Source organism: Metapseudomonas resinovorans, from assembly GCF_002003485.1.
GTDB classification, from domain to species: Bacteria; Pseudomonadota; Gammaproteobacteria; order Pseudomonadales; family Pseudomonadaceae; genus Metapseudomonas; species Metapseudomonas resinovorans_D.
In genome coordinates this window covers 1-21,221 of record NZ_BDMA01000018.1, presented here as the reverse complement: position 1 = coordinate 21,221, position 21,221 = coordinate 1, and the positions used below count along the sequence as shown (strand labels likewise).

At 62.9% G+C, this 21,221-nt stretch carries 22 protein-coding genes; 10 read left to right on the top strand and 12 right to left on the bottom strand.

Annotated features, from left to right (window positions below; genetic code table 11):
* Positions 1–63: 63 nt before the first annotated feature.
* Positions 64–1,263: a tyrosine--tRNA ligase gene (gene tyrS / locus MnOB_RS05360; protein ID WP_077522781.1), complete on the bottom strand. Its 1,200-nt coding sequence runs from the start codon at positions 1,261–1,263 to the stop codon at positions 64–66.
* Positions 1,264–1,443: 180 nt separating this feature from the next.
* Here tyrS and MnOB_RS05355 point away from each other — a divergent pair, with 180 nt between their 5' ends.
* Together MnOB_RS05355 and MnOB_RS05350 are read left to right on the top strand one after the other, a co-directional pair.
* Positions 1,444–2,886 carry a peptidoglycan DD-metalloendopeptidase family protein gene (locus MnOB_RS05355; RefSeq protein WP_077522779.1) on the top strand — a complete coding sequence of 481 codons (1,443 nt, stop codon included), beginning with the start codon at positions 1,444–1,446 and terminating at the stop codon, positions 2,884–2,886.
* 4 nt (positions 2,887–2,890) lie between these two features.
* Positions 2,891–3,982 (top strand): anhydro-N-acetylmuramic acid kinase, encoded by a 1,092-nt coding sequence (locus tag MnOB_RS05350; protein WP_077522777.1) that lies wholly within the window; start codon positions 2,891–2,893, stop codon positions 3,980–3,982.
* Between the two features lie 58 nt (positions 3,983–4,040).
* On the opposite strand, the gene erpA is transcribed toward MnOB_RS05350, so the two are convergent.
* The gene (gene erpA, locus MnOB_RS05345) at positions 4,041–4,391 is read right to left on the bottom strand and encodes an iron-sulfur cluster insertion protein ErpA (protein ID WP_077522775.1); all 351 of its coding nucleotides are present in this window, start codon (positions 4,389–4,391) and stop codon (positions 4,041–4,043) included.
* Positions 4,392–4,542: 151 nt separating this feature from the next.
* Positions 4,543–5,577 (bottom strand): N-acetyl-gamma-glutamyl-phosphate reductase, encoded by a 1,035-nt coding sequence (gene argC / locus MnOB_RS05340; RefSeq protein WP_077522773.1) that lies wholly within the window; start codon positions 5,575–5,577, stop codon positions 4,543–4,545.
* 133 nt (positions 5,578–5,710) lie between these two features.
* Here argC and hemJ point away from each other — a divergent pair, with 133 nt between their 5' ends.
* The 5 genes from hemJ (at position 5,711) to MnOB_RS05315 (ending at position 10,355) form a co-directional block, all read left to right on the top strand.
* Positions 5,711–6,136, top strand: coding sequence for a protoporphyrinogen oxidase HemJ (hemJ, locus tag MnOB_RS05335; RefSeq protein WP_077522771.1), 426 nt, complete (start codon positions 5,711–5,713; stop codon positions 6,134–6,136).
* 20 nt (positions 6,137–6,156) lie between these two features.
* Complete coding sequence (locus MnOB_RS05330; protein ID WP_077522769.1) at positions 6,157–7,119, top strand: NAD(P)H-dependent flavin oxidoreductase; 963 nt, start codon at positions 6,157–6,159, stop codon at positions 7,117–7,119.
* Positions 7,116–8,375 carry an alanine racemase gene (locus tag MnOB_RS05325; protein ID WP_077522766.1) on the top strand — a complete coding sequence of 420 codons (1,260 nt, stop codon included), beginning with the start codon at positions 7,116–7,118 and terminating at the stop codon, positions 8,373–8,375. Before MnOB_RS05330 ends, MnOB_RS05325 begins: the two co-directional genes overlap by 4 nt.
* A gap of 93 nt (positions 8,376–8,468) precedes the next feature.
* Positions 8,469–9,512, top strand: coding sequence for a DUF805 domain-containing protein (locus MnOB_RS05320; RefSeq protein ID WP_077522764.1), 1,044 nt, complete (start codon positions 8,469–8,471; stop codon positions 9,510–9,512).
* 54 nt (positions 9,513–9,566) lie between these two features.
* Positions 9,567–10,355, top strand: coding sequence for an SDR family NAD(P)-dependent oxidoreductase (locus MnOB_RS05315; RefSeq protein ID WP_077522762.1), 789 nt, complete (start codon positions 9,567–9,569; stop codon positions 10,353–10,355).
* A gap of 6 nt (positions 10,356–10,361) precedes the next feature.
* Here the strand turns inward: MnOB_RS05315 and MnOB_RS05310 are convergent, their stop codons facing one another.
* Positions 10,362–11,843: an AAA family ATPase gene (locus MnOB_RS05310; RefSeq protein ID WP_077522760.1), complete on the bottom strand. Its 1,482-nt coding sequence runs from the start codon at positions 11,841–11,843 to the stop codon at positions 10,362–10,364.
* 90 nt (positions 11,844–11,933) lie between these two features.
* Here MnOB_RS05310 and MnOB_RS05305 point away from each other — a divergent pair, with 90 nt between their 5' ends.
* Positions 11,934–12,272 (top strand): histidine triad nucleotide-binding protein, encoded by a 339-nt coding sequence (locus MnOB_RS05305; protein WP_077522758.1) that lies wholly within the window; start codon positions 11,934–11,936, stop codon positions 12,270–12,272.
* Between the two features lie 85 nt (positions 12,273–12,357).
* Positions 12,358–13,005 carry a 2-polyprenyl-3-methyl-6-methoxy-1,4-benzoquinone monooxygenase gene (gene coq7, locus MnOB_RS05300; RefSeq protein WP_077522756.1) on the top strand — a complete coding sequence of 216 codons (648 nt, stop codon included), beginning with the start codon at positions 12,358–12,360 and terminating at the stop codon, positions 13,003–13,005.
* Positions 13,006–13,066: 61 nt separating this feature from the next.
* Here the strand turns inward: coq7 and speD are convergent, their stop codons facing one another.
* Both speD and MnOB_RS05290 read right to left on the bottom strand, forming a co-directional pair.
* Complete coding sequence (speD, locus tag MnOB_RS05295; RefSeq protein WP_077522754.1) at positions 13,067–13,861, bottom strand: adenosylmethionine decarboxylase; 795 nt, start codon at positions 13,859–13,861, stop codon at positions 13,067–13,069.
* Between the two features lie 288 nt (positions 13,862–14,149).
* The gene (locus tag MnOB_RS05290; RefSeq protein ID WP_077522752.1) at positions 14,150–14,572 is read right to left on the bottom strand and encodes an OsmC family protein; all 423 of its coding nucleotides are present in this window, start codon (positions 14,570–14,572) and stop codon (positions 14,150–14,152) included.
* Positions 14,573–14,798: 226 nt separating this feature from the next.
* Here MnOB_RS05290 and crp point away from each other — a divergent pair, with 226 nt between their 5' ends.
* Positions 14,799–15,443, top strand: a complete 645-nt coding sequence (gene crp, locus MnOB_RS05285; RefSeq protein WP_028631060.1) for a cAMP-activated global transcriptional regulator CRP — start codon at positions 14,799–14,801, stop codon at positions 15,441–15,443.
* Between the two features lie 61 nt (positions 15,444–15,504).
* Here the strand turns inward: crp and trpC are convergent, their stop codons facing one another.
* The 6 genes from trpC to rpe all read right to left on the bottom strand — a co-directional run bounded on the left by trpC (position 15,505) and on the right by rpe (position 21,081).
* Entirely contained in the window at positions 15,505–16,341 is an 837-nt protein-coding gene (gene trpC / locus MnOB_RS05280; protein ID WP_077522750.1) for an indole-3-glycerol phosphate synthase TrpC, read from the bottom strand.
* Positions 16,338–17,387: an anthranilate phosphoribosyltransferase gene (gene trpD / locus MnOB_RS05275; protein ID WP_077522748.1), complete on the bottom strand. Its 1,050-nt coding sequence runs from the start codon at positions 17,385–17,387 to the stop codon at positions 16,338–16,340. The genes trpC and trpD overlap by 4 nt, the downstream gene beginning before the upstream one ends.
* Positions 17,387–17,980 (bottom strand): aminodeoxychorismate/anthranilate synthase component II, encoded by a 594-nt coding sequence (locus tag MnOB_RS05270; protein WP_077522746.1) that lies wholly within the window; start codon positions 17,978–17,980, stop codon positions 17,387–17,389. The genes trpD and MnOB_RS05270 overlap by 1 nt, the downstream gene beginning before the upstream one ends.
* A 10-nt stretch (positions 17,981–17,990) precedes the next feature.
* On the bottom strand, positions 17,991–19,478 hold the full coding sequence (gene trpE, locus MnOB_RS05265) for an anthranilate synthase component I (RefSeq protein ID WP_077522783.1): 1,488 nt from the start codon (positions 19,476–19,478) through the stop codon (positions 17,991–17,993).
* A 93-nt stretch (positions 19,479–19,571) separates the two neighbouring features.
* Positions 19,572–20,411, bottom strand: a complete 840-nt coding sequence (locus MnOB_RS05260; protein WP_077522744.1) for a phosphoglycolate phosphatase — start codon at positions 20,409–20,411, stop codon at positions 19,572–19,574.
* A 1-nt stretch (position 20,412) separates the two neighbouring features.
* Positions 20,413–21,081: a ribulose-phosphate 3-epimerase gene (gene rpe / locus MnOB_RS05255; protein ID WP_077522742.1), complete on the bottom strand. Its 669-nt coding sequence runs from the start codon at positions 21,079–21,081 to the stop codon at positions 20,413–20,415.
* Between the last annotated feature and the right edge of the window lie 140 nt (positions 21,082–21,221).

Sequence of the window (21,221 nt, the reverse complement as noted above, 5' to 3'; positions counted from 1 at the left end):
GCTGGGACGAGGTGCGCATTATAGGGATGCAGAATCTGCCGTCAACCTCTTTCTGAAGTCTTTTTACTCTGCAGCCAGAGATACACGAGCAAAGGACTTCTTGCCGGCCTGCAGGACGTGAGTCGCACCCAGCTTGAAGACGAAGCCGCGATCCACCACCTCGCCATCTACACGAACACCGCCAGCGCCCAGCAGATCACGAGCTACCGCAGCGTTCTTTACCAGGCCTGCCTTATTAAGGACGGAGGCGATGGGCATATCCTCGGCAGCAGACAGCTGAACCTCAGGCAGGTCGAGCGGCAGCTCGCCTTCCTTCATACGGTTACCCGCCGAACGATGAGCAGAGGCTGCAGCCTCTTCGCCATGGAACCGAGCCACGATCTCTTCAGCCAGCTTGATCTTGATGTCGCGTGGATTGGCGCCCGCTTCTACATCGCGCTTGAACTGCTCGATCTCTTCCATGGAGCGGAAGCTCAGCAGCTCGAAGTAGCGCCACATCAGCGGATCCGGAATGGACACCAGCTTGTTGTACATGATGCCCGGCGCTTCCTGGATACCTACGTAGTTACCCAGGGACTTGGACATTTTCTTCACGCCATCCAGACCTTCCAGCAACGGCATGGTCAGGATGCACTGGGACTCCTGCCCATAGGCGCGCTGCAATTCGCGACCCATCAGCAGGTTGAACTTCTGGTCGGTGCCGCCCAACTCGACGTCTGCACGCAACGCCACAGAGTCGTAACCCTGAACGAGCGGATAGAGGAACTCGTGGATCGCGATGGGCTGATTGGTGCTGTAGCGCTTGTTGAAGTCATCGCGCTCGAGCATGCGTGCAACCGTGTACTGCGATGCAAGGCGAATGAAATCAGCCGGACTCAGCTGGTCCATCCAGGTGGAGTTGAAGGCCACCTCGGTCTTGGCCGGATCGAGGATCTTGAACACCTGGGCCTTGTAGGTCTCGGCGTTATCCAGTACCTGCTCGCGAGTCAGCGGAGGGCGGGTAGCGCTCTTGCCGCTGGGGTCGCCGATCATCCCGGTGAAGTCACCGATCAGGAAGATCACCTGATGCCCCAGCTCCTGGAACTGGCGCAGCTTATTAATAAGGACGGTGTGCCCCAGGTGGAGATCAGGAGCCGTCGGATCGAAGCCCGCCTTGATACGTAGCGGCTGGCCACGCTTGAGCTTTTCGACCAGCTCGGACTCGACCAGGACCTCTTCCGCACCGCGCTTGATCAGCGCCAGCTGCTCTTCAACCGACTTCATGACAGGACTCGTAGACCGTGGATAGACAAAGGGGAACCAACCATACAAGATCGCGGACTAATTACAAGTTTTGCGCCCAGCCCCATGCCAGTCAGCGGAAGGCACCAATCCAAGGTTGCCTAGGGCGGATTTTGATTATATTTTAGGCAGTTAGTTCATATTCCAAAAACACCACACGCCATGACGCATTCAGTACCTAAAGCGCCGCCGCCATACCCGAAGAGCCACTTGCTGGCTGCAAGCGGTGTGGCTGCGCTGCTCAGCCTGGCCCTGCTGGTGTTCCCGTCTCGCGAAGTCGAGGCGAAGAAGACCTACATCAACTTGGAGCTGGAGAACGGCTCGGAGATGGTAACCCAGGAGAAGGACGATCTCCGACAAGGTCCCGCTGCCGGGGATGAGGGTCTCTCGCCATTCGCCAAGATCGAGAACCCAGCCGAGAACCAGAACAGCGCCGAGAAAGACGCGGATAAGAAGAAAGTAGTAGCTACCGCTCCCGCTAACGTACAGACGCCTACCGATCCCAGTCTCAAGACTGCGACCGTGGGCAACGGCGACACTTTGTCCACGGTGTTTGCCAAGGTCGGTCTGTCCGCCAATGTTTTGCACGACGTCCTGAACAGCAGCAAGGACGCCAAGCAGCTGAGCCGCCTGAAGGTTGGCCAGAGCTTCGAGTTCAAGCTGAACCCCAAAGGTGAGCTCGAGAAGATCAGCACCAAGCTGAGCGGCCTCGAAAGCGTTCACCTCGAAAAGACTTCCAAGGGTTACGCCTTCAAGCGTGACCTGATCAAGCCGGAGCTCCGCTCGGCTTATGCTCGCGGCGTAATCGACAGCTCCCTGTTCCTGTCCGCCAAGCGCGCCGGTCTGTCCCATGACCTGACCATGGATCTGGCCAACATCTTCGGCTACGACATCGACTTCGCCCTCGACATCCGCGAAGGCGACGAGTTCGAAATGATCTTCGAAGAGAAAGTGGTCGAGGGCAAGAAAGTCGGTAGCGGTGAAATCCTCGCGGCGCGCTTCACCAACCGCGGCAAGACCTTCTCTGCAGTCCGCTACGTCGATAAGCAAGGCAACGCCAGCTATCTGCGCGGTGATGGCACTGCCATGCGCAAGGCCTTCATCCGCACCCCGGTCGACTTTGCACGGATCAGCTCGCGCTTCTCCAACGGCCGCCGCCATCCGGTTCTGAACAAGATCCGCGCTCACAAAGGCGTGGACTACGCAGCACCTCGTGGCACTCCGATCAAGGCCACCGGTGACGGCAAGATCGTCCTGGCAGGCCGACGCGGTGGCTACGGCAACGCCGTGATCATCCAGCACGGCAGCAAATACAAGACGCTGTACGGTCACATGCAAGGTTTTGCCAAGGGTATTCGTACCGGTGGCAGCGTGAAGCAGGGCCAGATCATCGGCTACGTGGGTACTACCGGTCTCTCCACCGGCCCGCACCTGCACTACGAGTTCCAGGTGAACGGCGTGCACGTCGATCCGCTGGGCGTGAAGCTTCCGATGGCCGATCCGCTAATGGCCAGCGAGAAGAAGCGCTTCCTACAGATGACCCAGCCGCTGATGGCGCGGATGGATCAGGAAAAGGCCAGCATGCTGGCCTTGAACAAGCGCTGATCCGATGCCGCGCTACCTGGGGGTGATGTCCGGCACCAGCCTTGATGGCCTGGACATCGCCCTGGTCGAACAGACCGATCGCATCACCCTCCTCGATACCCACTACATCCCCATGCCCAGCTCGCTGCGCAGCGAGCTACTGGCACTCTGCGCCTCCGGTCCAGACGAGCTGGCCCGTGCTGCACTGGCGGAGAACGGCTGGGTTGAACTGGCCGCTACCGGCATCAATGCCTTGCTGGTTCGCAACAACCTGGGCGCCAAGGACATTCGCGCCATTGGCAGCCACGGCCAGACAGTACGCCACGAGCCCGCACGCGGCTTCACTGTCCAGATCGGCAATCCCGCCTTGCTCGCTGAGCTTACCGGCATCACCGTGGTCGGCGACTTCCGCCGGCGCGATGTCGCTGCCGGCGGCCAGGGCGCGCCGCTTGTGCCGGCATTCCACGAAACGCTCTTCGGAGACGCCAACAGCCACCGTGCTGTGCTCAACGTGGGTGGTTTCAGCAACCTGAGCCTCATCGAACCCGGCAAACCGGTCCATGGATTCGATTGTGGTCCGGGCAACGTCCTGCTGGACGCCTGGATTCATCTCCAGCGTGGTGACAGCTACGACCGCAACGGCGACTGGGCCGCAAGCGGGACCCTGCAACAGCGCTTGCTGGAAACCCTCTCGGGCGATGCCTTCTTCACCACACGCGGCCCCAAGAGCACCGGACGCGAGTTGTTCAATCTCGGCTGGCTCCAGTCTCACCTGGCTCGCCTTCCGAAATTCAAACCTGAGGATGTGCAGGCCACTCTGCTCGAACTCACCGCCCGGAGCATCACCGATGCCCTCCGCGCTGCGCAGCCGAAGACCGATGACCTCCTGGTCTGTGGTGGCGGGGCTCACAACCATCAGCTGATGTTGCGCCTCGGGACGCTGCTACCTGGTACCCAGGTCCGCAGCACCGCCGATTTCGGCGTGGACCCGGACTGGGTCGAAGCCATGGCCTTTGCCTGGCTCGCACACTGCTGCCTTGAAGGGATTCCCACCAACCGCCCCAGCGTTACCGGCGCCAGGGGGCTGCGTATCCTCGGCGCGATCTACCCCGCCTGATCCGCAAACGAAAACGCCGTGCCCAAGGGCACGGCGTTTTGTTGAGTTCGGACGAAATTCAGATCGAGAAGGACGAACCGCAACCGCAGGTGGTGGCGGCATTCGGGTTCTTGATTACGAAGCGCGAACCCTCGAGGCCTTCCTGGTAATCGACTTCGGCACCCGCCAGGTACTGGAAGCTCATCGGGTCGACCACGAGGCTCACGCCGTCGCGCTCGACAATGGTGTCATCGTCAGACACGTCTTCATCGAAAGTGAAACCGTACTGGAAGCCCGAGCAGCCGCCACCGGTGACGAACACACGGAGTTTCAGGCGCGGGTTGCCCTCTTCATCGACCAGGTTCTTCACCTTGCTGGCCGCGCTATCAGTGAACATCAGGGCTGAAGGGGTGAAGGATTCGACGCTCATGCTGCAACTCTCCCGGCTTGACGCCGCCATACTGCGCTAAGGCGAGGCATTATCCGCTTACCCTAGAAAACTGGTCAACTATTAAGCGATTTGACCCACGATAGGGGTCAGAGTGCGGCGCCGGTGATCTAGCCACCGGCGCCGCAGGCCATCAGGGCAGCAGAGCGGCGTGGGACAGGCCCAGGCGCTCCTCGAGGCCAAACATGATGTTGAGGTTCTGCACAGCCTGGCCGGATGCCCCCTTGACCAGGTTGTCGATTACCGAGAGCACCACCACCAGGTCGCCGCCCTGGGGACGGTGAACCGCAATACGGCAAACGTTGGCACCACGGACGCTACGGGTTTCCGGATGGCTGCCTGCCGGCATCACATCGACGAAAGGTTCATTGGCGTAGCGCTTCTCGAACAGGGCCTGCAGGTCGACGGTCTTGTCGGCGACATTCGCGTAGAGGGTCGCGTGAATGCCACGGATCATCGGCGTCAGGTGCGGGACGAAGGTCAGGCCGACCGCGCCACCGGCAGCGCGACGCAGGCCCTGGCTGATTTCCGGCAGATGACGGTGCCCCTTAACGGAATAAGCCATCATGCTCTCGCCCGCTTCACAGAACAGCGAGCCCACCTTGGCGCCACGACCCGCCCCGCTGACGCCGGATTTGCAGTCAGCGATCAGTTGCGTGGTATCGGCCAGACCGGCCTCCAGCAGCGGAATGAAGCCGAGCTGGGTAGCGGTCGGGTAGCAGCCCGGGACAGCGATCAGACGTGCGCCCTTGATGGCTTCGCGATTGACTTCCGGCAGGCCGTAAACGGCTTCCGGCAGCAGCGCGGGCGCGCCGTGGGGCTGGCCGTACCACTTGGCCCACTCTTCGGCATCCTGCAGGCGGAAGTCGGCGGAAAGATCGATCACGCGGGTACCGGCATCCAGCAGTTCACCAGCCAGCGCATGAGCAACGCCGTGCGGCGTAGCGAAGAAGACCACGTCGCAGCCGCCCAGGGCAGCCACATCGGGCACGCTGAACGCGAGGTTGTCGTAATGGCCGCGCAGGTTCGGATACATATCGGCGACCTTCACCCCAGCCTCGGATCGCGAGGTGATTACCGCGACCTCCGCTTGCGGATGCTGAGCCAGCAGACGCAGCAGTTCGACACCGGTGTAGCCCGTGCCGCCGACGATTCCGACCTTGACCATCACTTGCCCCTCAAAGAACCGATTGGAAAGCTGCCGATGATAAAGCCGCATCGGCCAGGGGCCAACCGCCGAGGTGACGTGCGGCCGCTCAAGCCACTACTATCCGGGCAATCTGCCTGATGGAAATCGTCCCATGCTCTATCTGTGGCTCAAGGCCCTGCACATTATTGCCATCGTCTGCTGGTTCGCCGGCCTGTTCTACCTGCCGCGCCTCTTCGTTTACCACGCCATCGCCGAGGACGAGCCCAGCCGCGAACGCTTCAAGATCATGGAGCGCAAGCTGTACCGCGGCATCATGGGCCCCTCGATGATCGCCACCCTGGTATTCGGTATCTGGATGCTCTATCTCAACCCGGGCTGGCTGAGCCAAGGCTGGCTGCATGCCAAGCTCACCCTGGTCGTCCTGCTGATTGGCTATCACCATGCCTGCGGCTCGCTGCTCAAACGCTTCGCGCGCGGAGAGAATCGCCGAGGTCATGTGTTCTATCGCTGGTTCAACGAAGTCCCGGTGCTGTTCCTGATCGCCATCGTCATCCTGGTGGTGGTCAAGCCCTTCTGACCTGACAAGAGGAATGCCAGATGTCCCTGCCCGCCCTGCTCGAACAACGCCTGCGTTTGCCGATCGTAGCTGCGCCGATGTTCCTGGTGTCCAACCCCAAGCTGGTCCTGGCCTGCTGCAACAATGGCATCGTCGGCAGCTTTCCTGCACTCAATCAGCGCGAGAGCAGCGGCTTCCGCGCCTGGCTCGATGAGATCGAAGCCTCGCTTGCAGCGGATGCAGCCCCCTATGCGGTGAATCTCATCGTCCACCACAGCAACCCACGGGTGCAGGCAGATCTGGCCATCTGCGTGGAAAAGCGCGTCCCGATCGTCATCACCAGCCTGGGTGCAGTGAAGGAAGTGGTCGACGCCGTGCATAGCTACGGCGGCCTGGTCTTCCACGACGTGACCACCCGGCGCCACGCGGAGAAGGCTGCCGAGGCCGGCGTGGACGGACTGATCGCGGTCGCAGCCGGTGCCGGCGGCCATGCCGGCACCTGGAGCCCGTTCGCACTGATTGCCGAGATTCGCCAGTTCTTCGACAAGACGCTGCTGCTCGCCGGCTGCCTCAACCACGGCCACGAAATCTTCGCGGCACAGATGCTCGGCGCCGACCTGGCCTACCTCGGCACCCGCTTCATCGCCACCCAGCAGAGCGACGCCGAAACCCGCTACAAGCAGATGATCCTCGACGCCCGCGCCGCCGACATCGTCCATACGCCGGCCGTCTCCGGCGTCCCCGCCAGCTTCATGCGCCAAAGCCTGGAAGCGGCCGGCTATGACATGAAACGCCTCGCCGACAAGGGCAGCATCGACTACGGCGAGAAGCTGAAACCGGTCAGCGATGAAGCCAAGGCCTGGAAGACCGTGTGGTCCGCCGGCCAGGGCGTCGGCAACATCCGCGACCTGCCGACCGTGGACGAACTCATCGCCCGGCTCGACCAGGAATACCGCGCCGCCCGTGACAAGTCTGGGCAACTGGGCCAACGCTGGGCGCGATGAGGCGACGCACCCTGCTCGGTATTGGTGCACTCGGCGCGCTGGGCATCTGGGCTGCGCGCCCGTCCGATCATGGCCGCCCCCACGATGCCTACTTTGCACGTCTTAACCAGCTACTGCGCGAAGACGGCGGCGGCATCCCGCAAATGGTCATCGACCTTGATCGCCTGGACGCCAACGCCGATTTGCTTGCCGCCAGGCTTGGCCCACGCCCGCTTCGGCTGGTGGCCAAGTCCCTGGCATCCGGCGGATTGCTCGATTACCTGTCGCGTCGCCTGAACTGCACGCGCTTCATGGTTTTCCACCAGCCGCAGCTGAACCAATTGGCTCGACTCTTCCCCTCGGCCGACCTGCTGCTCGGTAAACCCCTACCCGCCGCCGCAGCCCTGGCCTTCTACCAGCAGTTGCCCCATCACCGCGGATTCGATCCGAGCCATCAGGTGACCTGGCTTGTGGATAGCATCCAGCGCCTGCAGGAGTACACCGAGCTGAGCCGCGCGCTTGGCCAGCCTCTGCAGGTTGCCCTGGAGATCGACATCGGCCTCGCACGCGGTGGATTCGCCACACCCCACGCGCTGGCCAGCGCCCTTGCGCAGATGGACGCGTCCGCGTCGCCACTGAAACTGCGCGGGCTGATGGGATACGACGCCCAGGTCGTCCACGCGCCATTCTGGATCGGCACCGACAAGGCCCTGAGTGAGAGCAACGCACGCTATCAGGCATTCATCCAGGCAGCCCGGACATCCCCGCTATGGCCACGGGATTCCCTGCTGAACGGCGGCGGCAGTCAGACCTACCCGCTGCACGCCAATGAGGCCAGCCCGTTGAACGAGGTAGCAGTGGGTTCCGCCCTGCTCAAACCTGCCGCTTTCGACAGTGAGTTGCTCCGGGAACACCACGCGGCCCTGTGGATAGCCAGCCCTGTGCTAAAGGTGCTCGATGGCACCCTGCCCTATCTGGATAACATCCAGGGCCTGCTGCGCGGCTGGAACCCCAATCGCCAGCGCGCCCACTATCTGTACGGCGGCAACTGGCAAGCGAAACCTGTCTCCCCTGCCGGGCTCACGTACGACAGCCTCTATGGTCGCAGCGCCAACCAGGAACGCCTGATCGGCTCCGGCGCCACGGGACTCGCGGTGGACGACTGGGTCTTCCTGCGCCCCGAGCAATCCGAAGGCTCCCTGGATGAGTTTGCCGACCTGCGCCTGCTGCGCCGCGGCAACCTGGTCGGACGCTGGAACCCGCTGAGCCTGGCCTGAGGCCTGTTTTTGTGCGCCAGGCCGCTTGTGCCGTGGGCCAGAGCGCCATTACGCTGTGCCATCATTCTTTCTGTCGCTGACAAGGACGCCCGCATGACCGAAGCCCGCTTCAAAATCGTCTTCGACGGAGAGCCCATGCCCGGCGTGGCGCTGGAGACCGTCAAGGAAAACCTCGCCCGCCTGTTCAAGAGCGACACCAGCAAGATCGACAGTCTGTTCGGTGGCCGTAGCGTCGCCCTGAAGCGCGACCTGGTGGAAGCCGAGGCAGACAAGTATCTCGCCGCACTGCAGCGCGCCGGCGCGAAAGTGCGCAAGGAACAGGACATTGCAGCCGGCCTGAGCCTGGTGGCCACGGACGACCACCCGGACCCTGTCGTCAATACTGCTGCCGCAGAAACCAGCTCTGGTACTGACAGCATGAGCTGCCCGAAATGCGGACACGAGCAGGCCAAGGCGGCAGAGTGCCAGGCCTGCGGAATCATCATCGACAAGTACCTGGCCCGTCAGGCGCAAATGGCGGAAGAACCTGCGCTGGTGAAAACGTCTGTCACCAGCAATGAAGCGGCCTCTCCTTACGCGCCACCCAGGGCACAGGTCGGCGAGCAGTTGCCGGAATTCGGGGAACTGAAAGTCCTCGGCACCAGCGGCCGGATCGGCCGGGTACGCTACCTCGGCTGGAGCATGGCGCTGATGCTGGCGTTCCTGCCGATTGGCGGGGTGATCCTCGGCAGCTTCGCACTCTCCGACGCCCTGGCGGGGTTGCTGACCCTGGTGGCCTGCCTTGCCCTGGTGGTGGTCAGCGTGTGCATCGGTGTGCAGCGCATCCACGATATCGGCTGGTCCGGCTGGCTCTGGCTGCTGAACTTCGTCCCGATCGTTGGCAGCGTGTTCGCCCTGTTGATGCTCTTCATGCCCGGCACCGATGGTCCCAACCGCTACGGTCCGCCACCGCCGCCCAATAGCCGAGCGGTAAAAGTACTGGCATGGCTGATCATTTTGGTACCGGTTATCGGTATAGTCGCCGCCATTTCGTTACCGGCCTACCAGGACTATCTGATGCGCGCCCAAATGGGCGACGCCGCGAGCTTCGAGCAGCCGGCCGATGCGCCCGCTCTCGAAAGCGAGTCCGCCGAGTAAGCAACCTCCCGGGGCCGGCGTTGTCCAACCCGGCCCTGTTATGGAGAACCCCAGATGCCTCGTTATGCCTTGATCACCGGCGCCTCCAGCGGTATTGGCCTGGCTCTGGCCGAGGCACTGGCGCGACGGGGCCGACACCTGTTGCTGGTCGCGCGGAATCGGGAAGCGCTCGAAAGCATCGCCTGCGAACTGACCCAGCGTTTCGGCGTGGAAGTGCTGTACCGCTATTGCGATCTGGCCGAGCCCCTTCACGTATCCGGTCTACTGATGGACCTGGAGCAGGGCGAACGGGAAATCGACCTGCTGGTGAACAATGCCGGCATCGGCTCCTCCGGTGCGTTCGTCGACCAGGACTGGGGACGTGAGCAGGAACTGATCGAACTGAACATCCTCGCCCTCGCACGACTCTGCCACGGCGTCGGCGGCCTGATGGCGCGACAGGGCGGTGGGCAGATCCTCAATGTCGCCTCGGTAGCGGGCTTCCAGCCCGGCCCCTGGATGAGCAGTTACTACGCCAGCAAGGCTTACGTCCTGAACTTTTCCGAAGGCTTGCGCGAGGAGTTGCGACCGCGCGGTGTGAAAGTCTCCGTACTGTGCCCCGGCCCCACCCGCACGGCCTTCTTCCGCGGCGCTCACATGGAGGTCGGGAGCCTTGAAGGCAGCAAGCTGATGATGAGCCCTGAGGAACTCGCTCTGATCACCGTGCGCGCCCTGGAAAAGAACCGCGCGATCATCATTCCCGGCTGGCGCAACCGGCTGGCCGCGCAGTTCCCGCGACTGGCGCCGCGTTGGCTGGTGCGCCGCCTGCTGGGCCGGATCATTCGCCGCTTCGCCCAGCCCTGAGCGGGCTCAATCCGCCTTCACGCAACGCCCGTTCGCCCACGCACGCAGGTTCGCCAGCTGCTCGGCCATCAGCACTGAAAGCGGTGCCGTTCCCTTGAGTTCACGTAGCAGCAGGGCCTGGTCGGCCTGGCATTGCTGGGCCTGGGAGGCATAGAGCATTCCCACGACGGCCTGCTCGATCTCGGCGCCCGAGAAACCATCGCTGGCGGCGACCAATTGATGCAGGTCGAACTGCGCCGGGTCCAGTTCGCGGCGAACGAGGTGGATACGGAAGATCTCGGCACGAACCTCGGGCTGCGGCAGATCGACGAAGAACAGCTCGTCGAAACGGCCCTTGCGCAGCAACTCCGGTGGCAGGCGATCGATCGCGTTGGCGGTTGCGACCATGAACACCGGCGCCTTGCGCTCCGCCATCCAGGTCAGCAGGGTCCCAAGTACGCGCTGGCTCACGCCGCCATCGTGGTCGCCGCTAGCCAACCCCTTCTCCACCTCGTCCATCCACAACACGCAAGGCGCCATCTGCTCGGCAAGCTTCAGGGCCTCGCGCAGGTTGCGTTCGGTCTCGCCGAAAAACTTGTTGTACAGGCAGGCGAAGTCCAGGCGCAGCAGCGGCAAGCCCCAGAGTCCGGCAACGGCCTTGGCCGCCAGGCTCTTGCCACCGCCCTGCACGCCGACCAGTAGAACGCCCTTCGGCCGATCAAGCGCTTTCTCATCCAGCACCGCAGCCTGACGCTCGGCCAGCCAGCGCTTGAGATTGGCCAACCCGCCTACTTCGGCGAACCGGGCGGTCTCGTATTCGAAGCTGAGGACACCTTCAAGATCCAGCAACTGGAACTTGGCCTTGTTCAGTTCCGGCAGGTCCTCCTGGGTGATTGCACCGTCGTCGCAAATCACGTTGCGTGCCAGCGCGCGCGCCTCGCCATGGCTCATGCCGCGCAGATTCTTCACCACCTGCTGCAGGGTACGGTTGTCGGTTCGGACCCTGGCGCCACGATTGCGCTCGCTCCAGCGCGAAGCCTCTTCCCGGACGATGCTCAACAGCTCGTCTTCATTGGGCAGCGCCAAGTCGAAGCGGGCGGCATAGCGCTGGACTTCCGGCGGAAGCTTCAGCGCGTGGGAAACCAGCACCAGTGTCGGCTTGTGATTGCCCTCCGCCATGGCCACCTCCTTGAGCAGGCGCACCACCTTGGGATTCTCGCCAAGGAACGGATGCAGGTCGCACATCACGTAGAGGTTCGGCTGCGGATCGGCCTTGATCAGCTTGAGCGCCGTTTCCGGTTCGCGACTGTCACCTTCGCCCAGGCTCTCGCCACCGAAACCCAGACGCTGCAGCCCTTCGCTGATGGCCCAGGTGAACAGCCCGAATCCCCGTTTGACCGCCAGGCTGGTGAGCGTTTCCAACACCCGCCGCTCGTCCCATGACTCGATCAGGATCAGCTTCACGCGTGAATCCAGCACCAGGCCGAGGTCGTGGATATCGTTCTTCACAGGGGCTCCTTGTGGACGTCGGCCAGCGCTGGCCGGGGCAATCGCGCACCGCTAAACTCGGGACCTCTTATATCAGGCCGGAGAATTCCCGTGGACTGTCTGTTCTGCAAAATCGCCGCCGGACAAATTCCCGCTCGCAAGCTCTACGAAGATGACCAGATCGTCGCCTTCCACGACGTTGCGCCGCAGGCCCCCGTGCACTTCCTGGTGATCCCGAAGAAACACATCCCCACGCTCACCGACCTCACCGAAGACGACAAGGCCCTGGTCGGCCATATCGCCTACACCGCCCAGCGCCTGGCCAAGGAGCAAGGCTGCGAAGACGGCTTCCGCCTGGTGATGAACTGCAACGAACAGGGTGGCCAGACCGTCTTTCACATCCACATGCATGTGCTCGGTCAGCGCCAGATGCACTGGCCGCCGGGCTGATCCCATCGACCGAGGCCTGATACCGGTCAAGCCTCGGTCATCCCCTTGCGCTAGAATGCCCGCCGATATTCCACGGAGGTGCCGCATGGCCAGCGAACGTTCCTATTCCCCCGCCGACCGCCTGTTGCTGCAGGCCGATGCCGCGCTGCGTACGCTGCTGCCGTTCACCGGCCAGCCTTTCCGCCCCTCCCCTGCCGAAGGCCAGGCGGACGCCGAACTCAAACCCGAGGACGCTCGCCATATCGCCGGGCTGATGCGCATCAACCACACCGGCGAGGTCTGCGCCCAGGCGCTCTATCAGGGCCAGGCGCTGACCGCAAAGTTGCCGGAAGTGCGCGAAGCCATGGAGCACGCCGCCGAAGAAGAAGTCGATCACCTGGCCTGGTGCGAACAACGCATTCGCGAACTCGGCAGCCGCCCGAGCGTCCTCAACCCGATCTTCTATGGCCTGTCCTTTGGTGTCGGCGCCGTGGCCGGCCTGATCAGCGACCGGATCAGCCTGGGTTTCGTCGCCGCCACTGAAGACCAGGTATGCAAGCACCTCGATGAGCACCTGGAACAGCTGCCGGCCGAGGACGCCAAGTCGCGAGCCATCCTCGAGCAGATGCGTACCGACGAGGAACAGCACGCCAATAGCGCCCTGGAAGCGGGCGGCCTGCGCTTCCCCGCGCCGGTGAAGTTCGGCATGACCCTGCTGTCGAAGGTCATGACCAAGAGCACCTACCGGGTCTGAATCCCGTATATGAAAAAAGGGCGCCCTAAGGCGCCCTTTTCGTTTCCACCGCGAAGCGGCCTCAGTGAGGCACGTTCCGCGCGTAGAAGATTTCCAGCATTTCGTGGCGCACGCGCTCTTCGACTTCCTTGCGCTGTTCGGGCGTCAGGTTGCGGGTAGCGTCACCGAACAGGTAGTTGTCCAGTTCGAAGTTCTTGAGCAGCATCTTCGTGTGGAACATGTTCTCCTGGTACACGTTGACGTCCGTCATCTGGTAGGCGTCCTGGGTGTCGTCGGAGAGGTAGTTCTGGATCGAGTTGATCTCGTGGTCGATGAAGTGCTTCTTGCCTTCCACGTCACGGGTGAAACCGCGCACGCGGTAGTCCACGGTGACGATGTCCGAGTCGAACTGGTGGATCAGGTAGTTGAGCGCCTTCAGCGGGGAAATCACGCCGCAGGTGGAGACATCGATGTCCACCCGGAAGGTGGCGATACCCGACACCGGATGGATTTCCGGGTAGGTATGAACGGTGATGTGGCTCTTGTCGAGGTGGGCCAGGATGGTCTCCGGCAGCGGGCCCGGAGATTCCTCGATCTGGCTGTCGGTGGGGGTCACCGGCTGCTCGGAGATCAGGATGGTCACGCTCGCGCCTTGGGGATCGTAATCCTGGCGGGCGATGTTGAGGATGTTGGCACCGATGATATCGACTACGTCGGTGAGGATCTGGGTCAGGCGTTCGGCGTCGTACTCTTCGTCGATGTACTGGACGTAGGCCTGCTGGTCCTCGGGGGTTTCCGCGTAGCAGATGTCATAGATGTTGAAGCTCAAGGTCTTTGTCAGGTTGTTGAACCCGTGGAGCTTGAGTTTGCTTTTCACCGTTGAGAGCTCTCTGTGCATATGCGGCTCTGCCGCGTGATTGAGCATGCCCGTCAGAAGCGCACGACACTTCTGCGTAGGACGGTTTACACCTCTTCGCGTTGGCGATTGTGGTCGTAGGTTCGGGGCCCGATGCCCCGGAAATTGGAAGGGGGCGAATTATGCAGACGACGGGCGCCGTCTGCCAGAGTTTGCCGCGCAAATATGATGGCCGGATGTCTTCGGACAACCGGCCATCGGCCCCAGGGTTCAGGGCGCGTTCACGATCGCGCGCGCTGGAACTGGTTCTCAGCCCAGCTCGACGATCTCGTAGTCATGGGTGATCTCGACGCCGGCACGGCCGAGCATGATCGAGGCCGAGCAGTATTTCTCGGCGGACAGCTCCACGGCGCGCTTGACCTGAGCCTCTTTGAGGCCGCGGCCCTTCACCACGAAATGCACGTGGATCTTGGTGAAGACCTTGGGGTCTTCGTTGGCGCGCTCGGCATCGAGGAAGGCTTCGCAGCTTTCCACGGGCTGGCGGGATTTCTTCAGGATGCTCACCACGTCGAAGTTGGTGCAGCCGCCCAGGCCGAGCAGCAGCATTTCCATGGGACGCACGCCCAGGTTACGACCACCGGACTCGGGCGGACCGTCCATTACCACCACATGGCCGCTGCCGGATTCGCCAAGGAACAGGGCTTCGCCCGCCCATTGGATGCGTGCTTTCATCGCCTGGAACTCCGCTCGGAAAAAGGTGCGGTAGCTTATCACAGCGCCATTTCCACGCCGGGCCTCAAATAGTTCCTGAGCAGGTGTTAGGTGCGTCGCAAAATCACATTGTCGAATGGGGGACCTCTGTTAAGCTGGCGCCGGATTACTGGCACACTGGGCCGGACAACTATTAGAAAATTGCCTGTTTGACAAAGGCTTACCTTCTCTTTTTCGGGACTCGGGCATGGTCGCAATTACCCTTACACCAAAAATAAAGAGCCTGGACAAAATACTCGCGCATTGTCACCGCCGTCGTTACACGGCCAAGAGCACCATCATCTATGCCGGTGACCGTTGCGAAACCCTCTTCTTCATCATCAAAGGCTCCGTCACCATCCTGATCGAGGACGACGACGGTCGCGAAATGATCATCGCTTACCTCAATGCCGGCGATTTCTTCGGCGAGATGGGCCTGTTCGAGAAAGAGGGGGCGGAGAAGGAACGCAGCGCCTGGGTCCGCGCCAAGACGGAATGTGAAGTGGCGGAACTGAGCTACGCCAAGTTCCGCGAACTCACCCAGCAAGACCCGGAAATCCTCTATGCACTGGGCAGCCAGATGGCTGACCGCCTGCGCAACACCACACGCAAGGTGGGCGACCTGGCCTTCCTCGATGTCACCGGCCGCGTTGCGCGCACCTTGCTCGACCTGTGCAAGCAGCCCGATGCCATGACCCACCCAGACGGCATGCAGATCAAGATCACGCGTCAGGAAATTGGCCGGATCGTTGGATGCTCCCGCGAGATGGTTGGCCGCGTGCTCAAGAGCCTGGAAGAACAGGGCCTGGTGCACGTGAAGGGGAAGACGATGGTGGTTTTCGGCACCCGCTGAGAACCCCAAATGAAAAAGCCGGCGCAAGCCGGCTTTTTCATGTCTGGAGGACCGAGCCGGATCAATCCGGATCGATACCCGCCACTACGCGGTTGCGCTCGGGGAAGAACAGTCGGCCCAACTCGACACCCGGCTCTTCAGCGCGCATGAACGCCTCGCCCACCAGGAATGCGTAAACACCGCTGACTTCCATCAGCTCCACGTCGGCGCGATTGAGGATGCCGCTCTCGGTGATGACCAGGCGATCGCGCGGAATGCGCGGCAACAGGTCGAGGGTGTTTTCCAGGCTGACCTCGAAGGTGTGCAGGTTGCGGTTGTTGATGCCCACCAGCGGGGTGTCCAGGCAGTTCAACGCGCGATCCAGTTCGTCACCGTCATGCACCTCCACCAGCACGTCGAGGCCGACGTCCTTGGCGGTGGCTGCCAGCTCCTTCATGCGCACGTCGTCCAGCGCGGACACGATCAGCAGGATGCAATCGGCGCCAATGGCGCGGGCTTCGACCACCTGGTAGGGGTCGATCATGAAGTCCTTGCGGATCACCGGCAGGGAGCAAGCGACACGCGCCTCCTGCAGATAAGCATCGGCACCCTGGAAGAAGTCGACGTCGGTGAGCACCGACAGGCAGGCGGCACCGCCCGCTTCGTAGCTCCTGGCGATCAACGCGGGGTTGAAGTTCTCGCGCAGTACGCCCTTGCTCGGCGAGGCTTTCTTCACTTCGGCGATCACCGCCGGCTCGTGGCGCTCGGCGCGTTCCAGCAGCGCGCGGGCGAAACCACGGGGAGTGTCGGCGGAGCGCGCCAGCACCTCGACCTCGGCCAGGGAAATGCGGGCGCGGCGCTCGGCAACTTCCTCGGCCTTGCGCGCCAGGATCTTCTCAAGAACGGTTGGGATGCTCACGCTTCATTCTCCACTCGGAACACCGCGGTAAAGGAGGCCAGCTCGTCCAGCTTCTCGCGGGCGAGGCCTGTGTGCAGGGCGTCCTGTGCCAGACGCACACCTTCTTTCAGGCTGGAGGCCAGGTCGGCGGCATAGAGCGCAGCGCCAGCATTCAGCACGATCATGTCGGCGGCCTTCTGGCCGTTTTCGGTCTTGCGTCTGCCCAGGGCATCACGGATCAGCTCCAGGGATTCCTGCGGGCTGCCGACGGTCAGGCCGATCAGGCTCTGGCTCTTGATGCCGAAGTCCTCGGGCTGGATCTGGTACTCGGTCACTTCGCCATTCTTCAGCTCCGCGACATGGGTCGGCGCCGCGAGGCTCACCTCGTCCAGCCCGTCGCGCGAATGCACGACCAGAATGTGATCGCTGCCGAGGCGCTTGAGTACCTCGGCCAGCGGACGGCACAGCGCCTGGCTGAACACGCCCACCACCTGGTGCTTCACACCGGCCGGATTCGTAAGCGGGCCAAGCATGTTGAACAGGGTGCGCAGACCCAGCTCACGACGCGGACCGGCGGCATATTTCATGGCCTTGTGATGGACCTGGGCGAACATGAAGCCGACCCCGATGCTCTCGATGCAACGGGCGACCTGTTCGGGCTTGAGGTCAAGGTAAATGCCGGCGGCTTCCAGTACGTCGGCGCTGCCGGTCTTGCCGGAAACCGCGCGGTTACCGTGCTTGGCGACCTTGCCGCCCGCCGCCGCGACCACGAAGGTGGCGGCGGAAGACACGTTGAAGATGTTGGCGCCATCGCCACCGGTACCGACCACATCCACCACGTGCTTGAGGGTGGACAGCTCGACGCGGACCGCCAGCTCACGCATCACCGAAACGGCACCGACGATTTCCTCGATGGTCTCGCTCTTCATGCGCATGCCCATGAGGAACGCGCCGATCTGCGCATCAGTGCACTGGCCGGTCATGATCAGGCGCATCACGTCCTGCATTTCTTCGGTGGTCAGGTCCAGTTGGTTGACCACCCGGTTCAGGGCTTCCTTGATGTCCATCAGCGCACTCCGCCGGTCTGCTTGAGGAAGTTGGCCAGAAGTTCGTGGCCCTGTTCGGTAAGGATGGACTCCGGATGGAACTGCACACCCTCGATATTCAGCGTTTTGTGACGCAGCCCCATGATCTCGTCGACGCTGCCGTCGGCATGCTGGGTCCAGGCGGTGACTTCCAGCTCGTCGGGCAGGGTCTCCAGCTTCACCACCAGCGAGTGGTAGCGAGTGACCGTCAGCGGGTGGTTCAGGCCCTCGAAGACACCCTGGTCCTTGTGGAACACCGGGCTGGTCTTGCCATGCATGGCCTGGCGCGCACGCACCACGTCGCCACCGAAAGCCTGGCCGATGCTCTGGTGACCCAGGCAGACGCCAAGGATCGGCAGCTTGCCGGCGAAATGGCGGATCACCTCCAGCGACACGCCGGCTTCGTTGGGCGTGCAGGGGCCGGGGGAGACCACGATGCGTTCCGGGTTCAGCGCCTCGATATCGGCAATGGAGAGCTCGTCGTTGCGGATCACATGCACGTCCGCGCCCAGCTCACCGAGATACTGCACCACGTTGTAGGTAAAGGAATCGTAGTTGTCGATCATCAGCAGCATGGTGCAATCCTCAGGCGTCGGTCTTGGCGGTCTGTTCGGCGAGAGCCACGGCACGGAACATGGCGCGGCGCTTGTTCAGCGTCTCTTCCCATTCCAGTGCCGGGACCGAGTCGGCGACGATGCCGGCGCCGGCCTGTACGTGCAGTTCGCCGTCCTTGATGACCGCCGTGCGGATCGCGATGGCAGTGTCCATGTTGCCGTTCCAGGCCAGGTAGCCCACGGCGCCGCCGTAGACGCCGCGTTTGACCGGTTCGAGGTCGTCGATGATCTCCATGGCGCGGATCTTCGGCGCGCCGGAGAGGGTGCCGGCCGGCAGGATGGCGCGCAGCGCTTCCATTGCGGAGATGCCTTCCTTGAGCTGGCCAGTGACGTTGGAAACGATGTGCATCACGTTGGAGTAACGCTCGATCACCATCTTCTCGGTGACCTTGACGCTGCCCGTGTCGGCGACACGGCCGACGTCGTTGCGACCGAGGTCGATCAGCATCAGGTGCTCGGCGAGCTCCTTGGCGTCGGAGAGCAGGTCTTCTTCCAGGGCGCGGTCGGCTTCCTCGGTCGCGCCACGCGGGCGGGTGCCGGCGATCGGGCGCACGGTGACCAGACCATCCTCGACCCGCACCAGCACCTCCGGCGAGCTGCCCACGACGTGGAAGTCACCGAAGTTGAAGAAGTACATATAAGGAGTGGGGTTGAAGCAGCGCAAGGCGCGGTACAGGTCGATGGGAGCAGCCTGGAAGGGAATCGACATGCGCTGGGAAATCACTACCTGCATGCAATCGCCAGCCAGGATGTATTCCTTGATCTCGCGCACCGATTGCTCGTAATCCTCGCGGCTGAAGCTGGAGCGGAAGTCCGGCTCGCCACCGACCGGCATGCTCGGGTCCACGCCCAGGCGCGGCACGACCGGCTGACGCAGCTTCTGGCGGATTTCCACCAGGCGTGCCTGGCCCTTCTCGTAGGCATCGGGCTGGGTCGGATCGACCAGGACGATGGCGTGCAGCTTGCCGGCGAGGTTGTCGAAGACGATCACAGCGTCCGACACCATCAGCAGGATGTCCGGCGTGCCCAGCGGGTCAGGGTTCGGGCAGTTGGCCAGGCGCTTCTCGACGTAGCGCACGCAGTCATAGCCGAAGTAGCCTACCAGCCCCCCGTTGAAACGCGGCAGGCCGGCGATGGGCGCTACCTGATAGCGCTCCTTGAATGCTTCGACGAAGGCCAGCGGGTCTTCGCAGTCGTGGGATTCCACCTCGACGTCATCGACGCTGACGGCGACCTTCAGGCCGTGGGCGCGCAGCACGGTGCGGCTCTGCAGGCCGATGATGGAATAACGGCCCCACTTCTCGCCGCCCTGCACAGACTCCAGCAGGTAGGAGTACGGGGTATCGGCGAGCTTCAGGTAGAGGGAAAGCGGGGTATCGAAATCCGCCAGGGTTTCGAACGCAAGCGGAATGCGGTTGTAGCCTTCGGCGGCCAAACGCAGGAATTCTTCGCGGGTCATGATCAGCCTCATGGGGCGGGGAACCCCCTTGAGGGGTTCCTGGAGATAAAGACGTCGGTGTGAAAGCGCGCCGGATATTCCGGCCAGAATGAATTAGGCGCGCCAGCGCCAACGGGCGACGGCCTTGATGATCTTCATTCCGGCTCGTTCGAGCCAATGCTTGCAGGGAACCACCACGTTTCTGTCTCGTTGAGGCGAAGTGTCGGAGGAGTTCGGCGACATTAGCGCAGCGCCGTGGGCGGCGCAACCGCCGGGAAGCAGCTCACGCAGGTCATCCACGACCAGCGCCGGCTCCTCTTCGACGATGGGCCGGCCGTGGTTATAGCCGTAGCTCAGCGCCACGCATTTCACCCCGGCGGCCTTGGCGGCGAGCACGTCATTGCGCGAATCGCCGACGAACAATGCCTCGCTGCGGCTGACCCCGGTCATGTGCATCACGTGGAGCAATGCAGCCGGATCGGGCTTTTGCTGCGGCAGCGTGTCGCCGGCGATGATCAGCGGGAAATAGCGACCCAGCTTCATCTCGTCCAGCAAGGGAGCGACGAAGCGCTCGGGCTTGTTGGTGATCAGCGCGAGTTCTACGCCCTTCTTCTTCAGCCACTTCAGGGTTTCCGCCACGCCGGGGTAAACGGTGGTCAGCGCATGGCTGTCGGCGTAGGCCTCCATGAATAGCTCCAGGCCGCGTTCGGCGTCGCTGTCATGCACGGTGGAATGATCGAGGCCGCCGGCCAGCGCGCGACGCACCAGCACTCGGGCTCCGTTGCCGACCCACTCGCGTACCTGCTCGATGCCCGCCACCGGGCGCCCCAGGGCGACCAGCATGCGGTCGACGGCGGCGGCGAGATCCGGCACGGAGTCCACCAGGGTCCCGTCCAGATCGAACATCACCAGGCGTGGCAGGTGCCCATCGAACAGCCGGAGCAACGTTCCCATATCAGACCTGGGCCAGCTCGGCGCGCATGGCGGCAATGACCTCGGCGTAGTCCGGCGCATTGAAGATGGCCGAGCCGGCGACGAAGGTGTCGGCACCGGCGGCGGCGATCTCGCGGATGTTCTTCACGTTGACGCCACCGTCGATCTCCAGGCGGATGTCACGGCCGGACGCGTCGATCAGGGCGCGGGCCTCGCGCAGCTTGTCGAGGGTGCCGGGGATGAACTTCTGCCCGCCGAAGCCGGGGTTGACGCTCATCAGCAGGATCATGTCGACCTTGTCCATCACGTACTTCAGCACGTCCAGCGGGGTGGCCGGGTTAAACACCAGGCCGGCCTTGGCGCCGCCGTCGCGGATCAGCTGCAGGGAACGATCGACGTGCAGGGTGGCTTCCGGGTGGAAGGTGACGTAAGTGGCGCCGGCTTCGATGAAGTCGCCAATGATGCGGTCCACGGGCGAAACCATCAGGTGCGCATCGATGGGCGCGGTGATGCCGTACTTGCGCAACGCCGAGCAGACCATGGGGCCGATGGTCAGGTTGGGCACGTAGTGGTTGTCCATCACGTCGAAGTGAACGATGTCGGCGCCGGCGGCGAGAACGTTCTCCACTTCCTCGCCCAGGCGGGCGAAATCGGCGGAAAGGATCGACGGTGCGATGGCGAAGGGCTGCATGGCTGACCTCAGGGCAGAATCACGGTGGCGCGAATTGTAGCCGGGATGACTCTCTCGCGGGGATTCGACCGATGACTGAGGCGGCACGCAAAAAAAAGGTTCATCGCGCTTTCCCGGGGAAGGCGGCCTTGATTTTCAGG

Excerpts from the sequence above, each read along its gene's own strand:
- tyrS (WP_077522781.1), bottom strand. The coding sequence starts at position 1,263 with ATGAAGTCGGTTGAAGAGCAGCTGGCGCTGATCAAGCGCGGTGCGGAA.
- MnOB_RS05355 (WP_077522779.1), top strand. The coding sequence starts at position 1,444 with ATGACGCATTCAGTACCTAAAGCGCCGCCGCCATACCCGAAGAGCCAC.
- MnOB_RS05350 (WP_077522777.1), top strand. The coding sequence starts at position 2,891 with ATGCCGCGCTACCTGGGGGTGATGTCCGGCACCAGCCTTGATGGCCTG.
- erpA (WP_077522775.1), bottom strand. The coding sequence starts at position 4,391 with ATGAGCGTCGAATCCTTCACCCCTTCAGCCCTGATGTTCACTGATAGC.
- argC (WP_077522773.1), bottom strand. The coding sequence starts at position 5,577 with ATGGTCAAGGTCGGAATCGTCGGCGGCACGGGCTACACCGGTGTCGAA.
- hemJ (WP_077522771.1), top strand. The coding sequence starts at position 5,711 with ATGCTCTATCTGTGGCTCAAGGCCCTGCACATTATTGCCATCGTCTGC.
- MnOB_RS05330 (WP_077522769.1), top strand. The coding sequence starts at position 6,157 with ATGTCCCTGCCCGCCCTGCTCGAACAACGCCTGCGTTTGCCGATCGTA.
- MnOB_RS05325 (WP_077522766.1), top strand. The coding sequence starts at position 7,116 with ATGAGGCGACGCACCCTGCTCGGTATTGGTGCACTCGGCGCGCTGGGC.
- MnOB_RS05320 (WP_077522764.1), top strand. The coding sequence starts at position 8,469 with ATGACCGAAGCCCGCTTCAAAATCGTCTTCGACGGAGAGCCCATGCCC.
- MnOB_RS05315 (WP_077522762.1), top strand. The coding sequence starts at position 9,567 with ATGCCTCGTTATGCCTTGATCACCGGCGCCTCCAGCGGTATTGGCCTG.
- coq7 (WP_077522756.1), top strand. The coding sequence starts at position 12,358 with ATGGCCAGCGAACGTTCCTATTCCCCCGCCGACCGCCTGTTGCTGCAG.
- MnOB_RS05290 (WP_077522752.1), bottom strand. The coding sequence starts at position 14,572 with ATGAAAGCACGCATCCAATGGGCGGGCGAAGCCCTGTTCCTTGGCGAA.
- crp (WP_028631060.1), top strand. The coding sequence starts at position 14,799 with ATGGTCGCAATTACCCTTACACCAAAAATAAAGAGCCTGGACAAAATA.
- trpD (WP_077522748.1), bottom strand. The coding sequence starts at position 17,387 with ATGGACATCAAGGAAGCCCTGAACCGGGTGGTCAACCAACTGGACCTG.
- MnOB_RS05270 (WP_077522746.1), bottom strand. The coding sequence starts at position 17,980 with ATGCTGCTGATGATCGACAACTACGATTCCTTTACCTACAACGTGGTG.
- trpE (WP_077522783.1), bottom strand. The coding sequence starts at position 19,478 with ATGACCCGCGAAGAATTCCTGCGTTTGGCCGCCGAAGGCTACAACCGC.
- MnOB_RS05260 (WP_077522744.1), bottom strand. The coding sequence starts at position 20,411 with ATGGGAACGTTGCTCCGGCTGTTCGATGGGCACCTGCCACGCCTGGTG.
- rpe (WP_077522742.1), bottom strand. The coding sequence starts at position 21,081 with ATGCAGCCCTTCGCCATCGCACCGTCGATCCTTTCCGCCGATTTCGCC.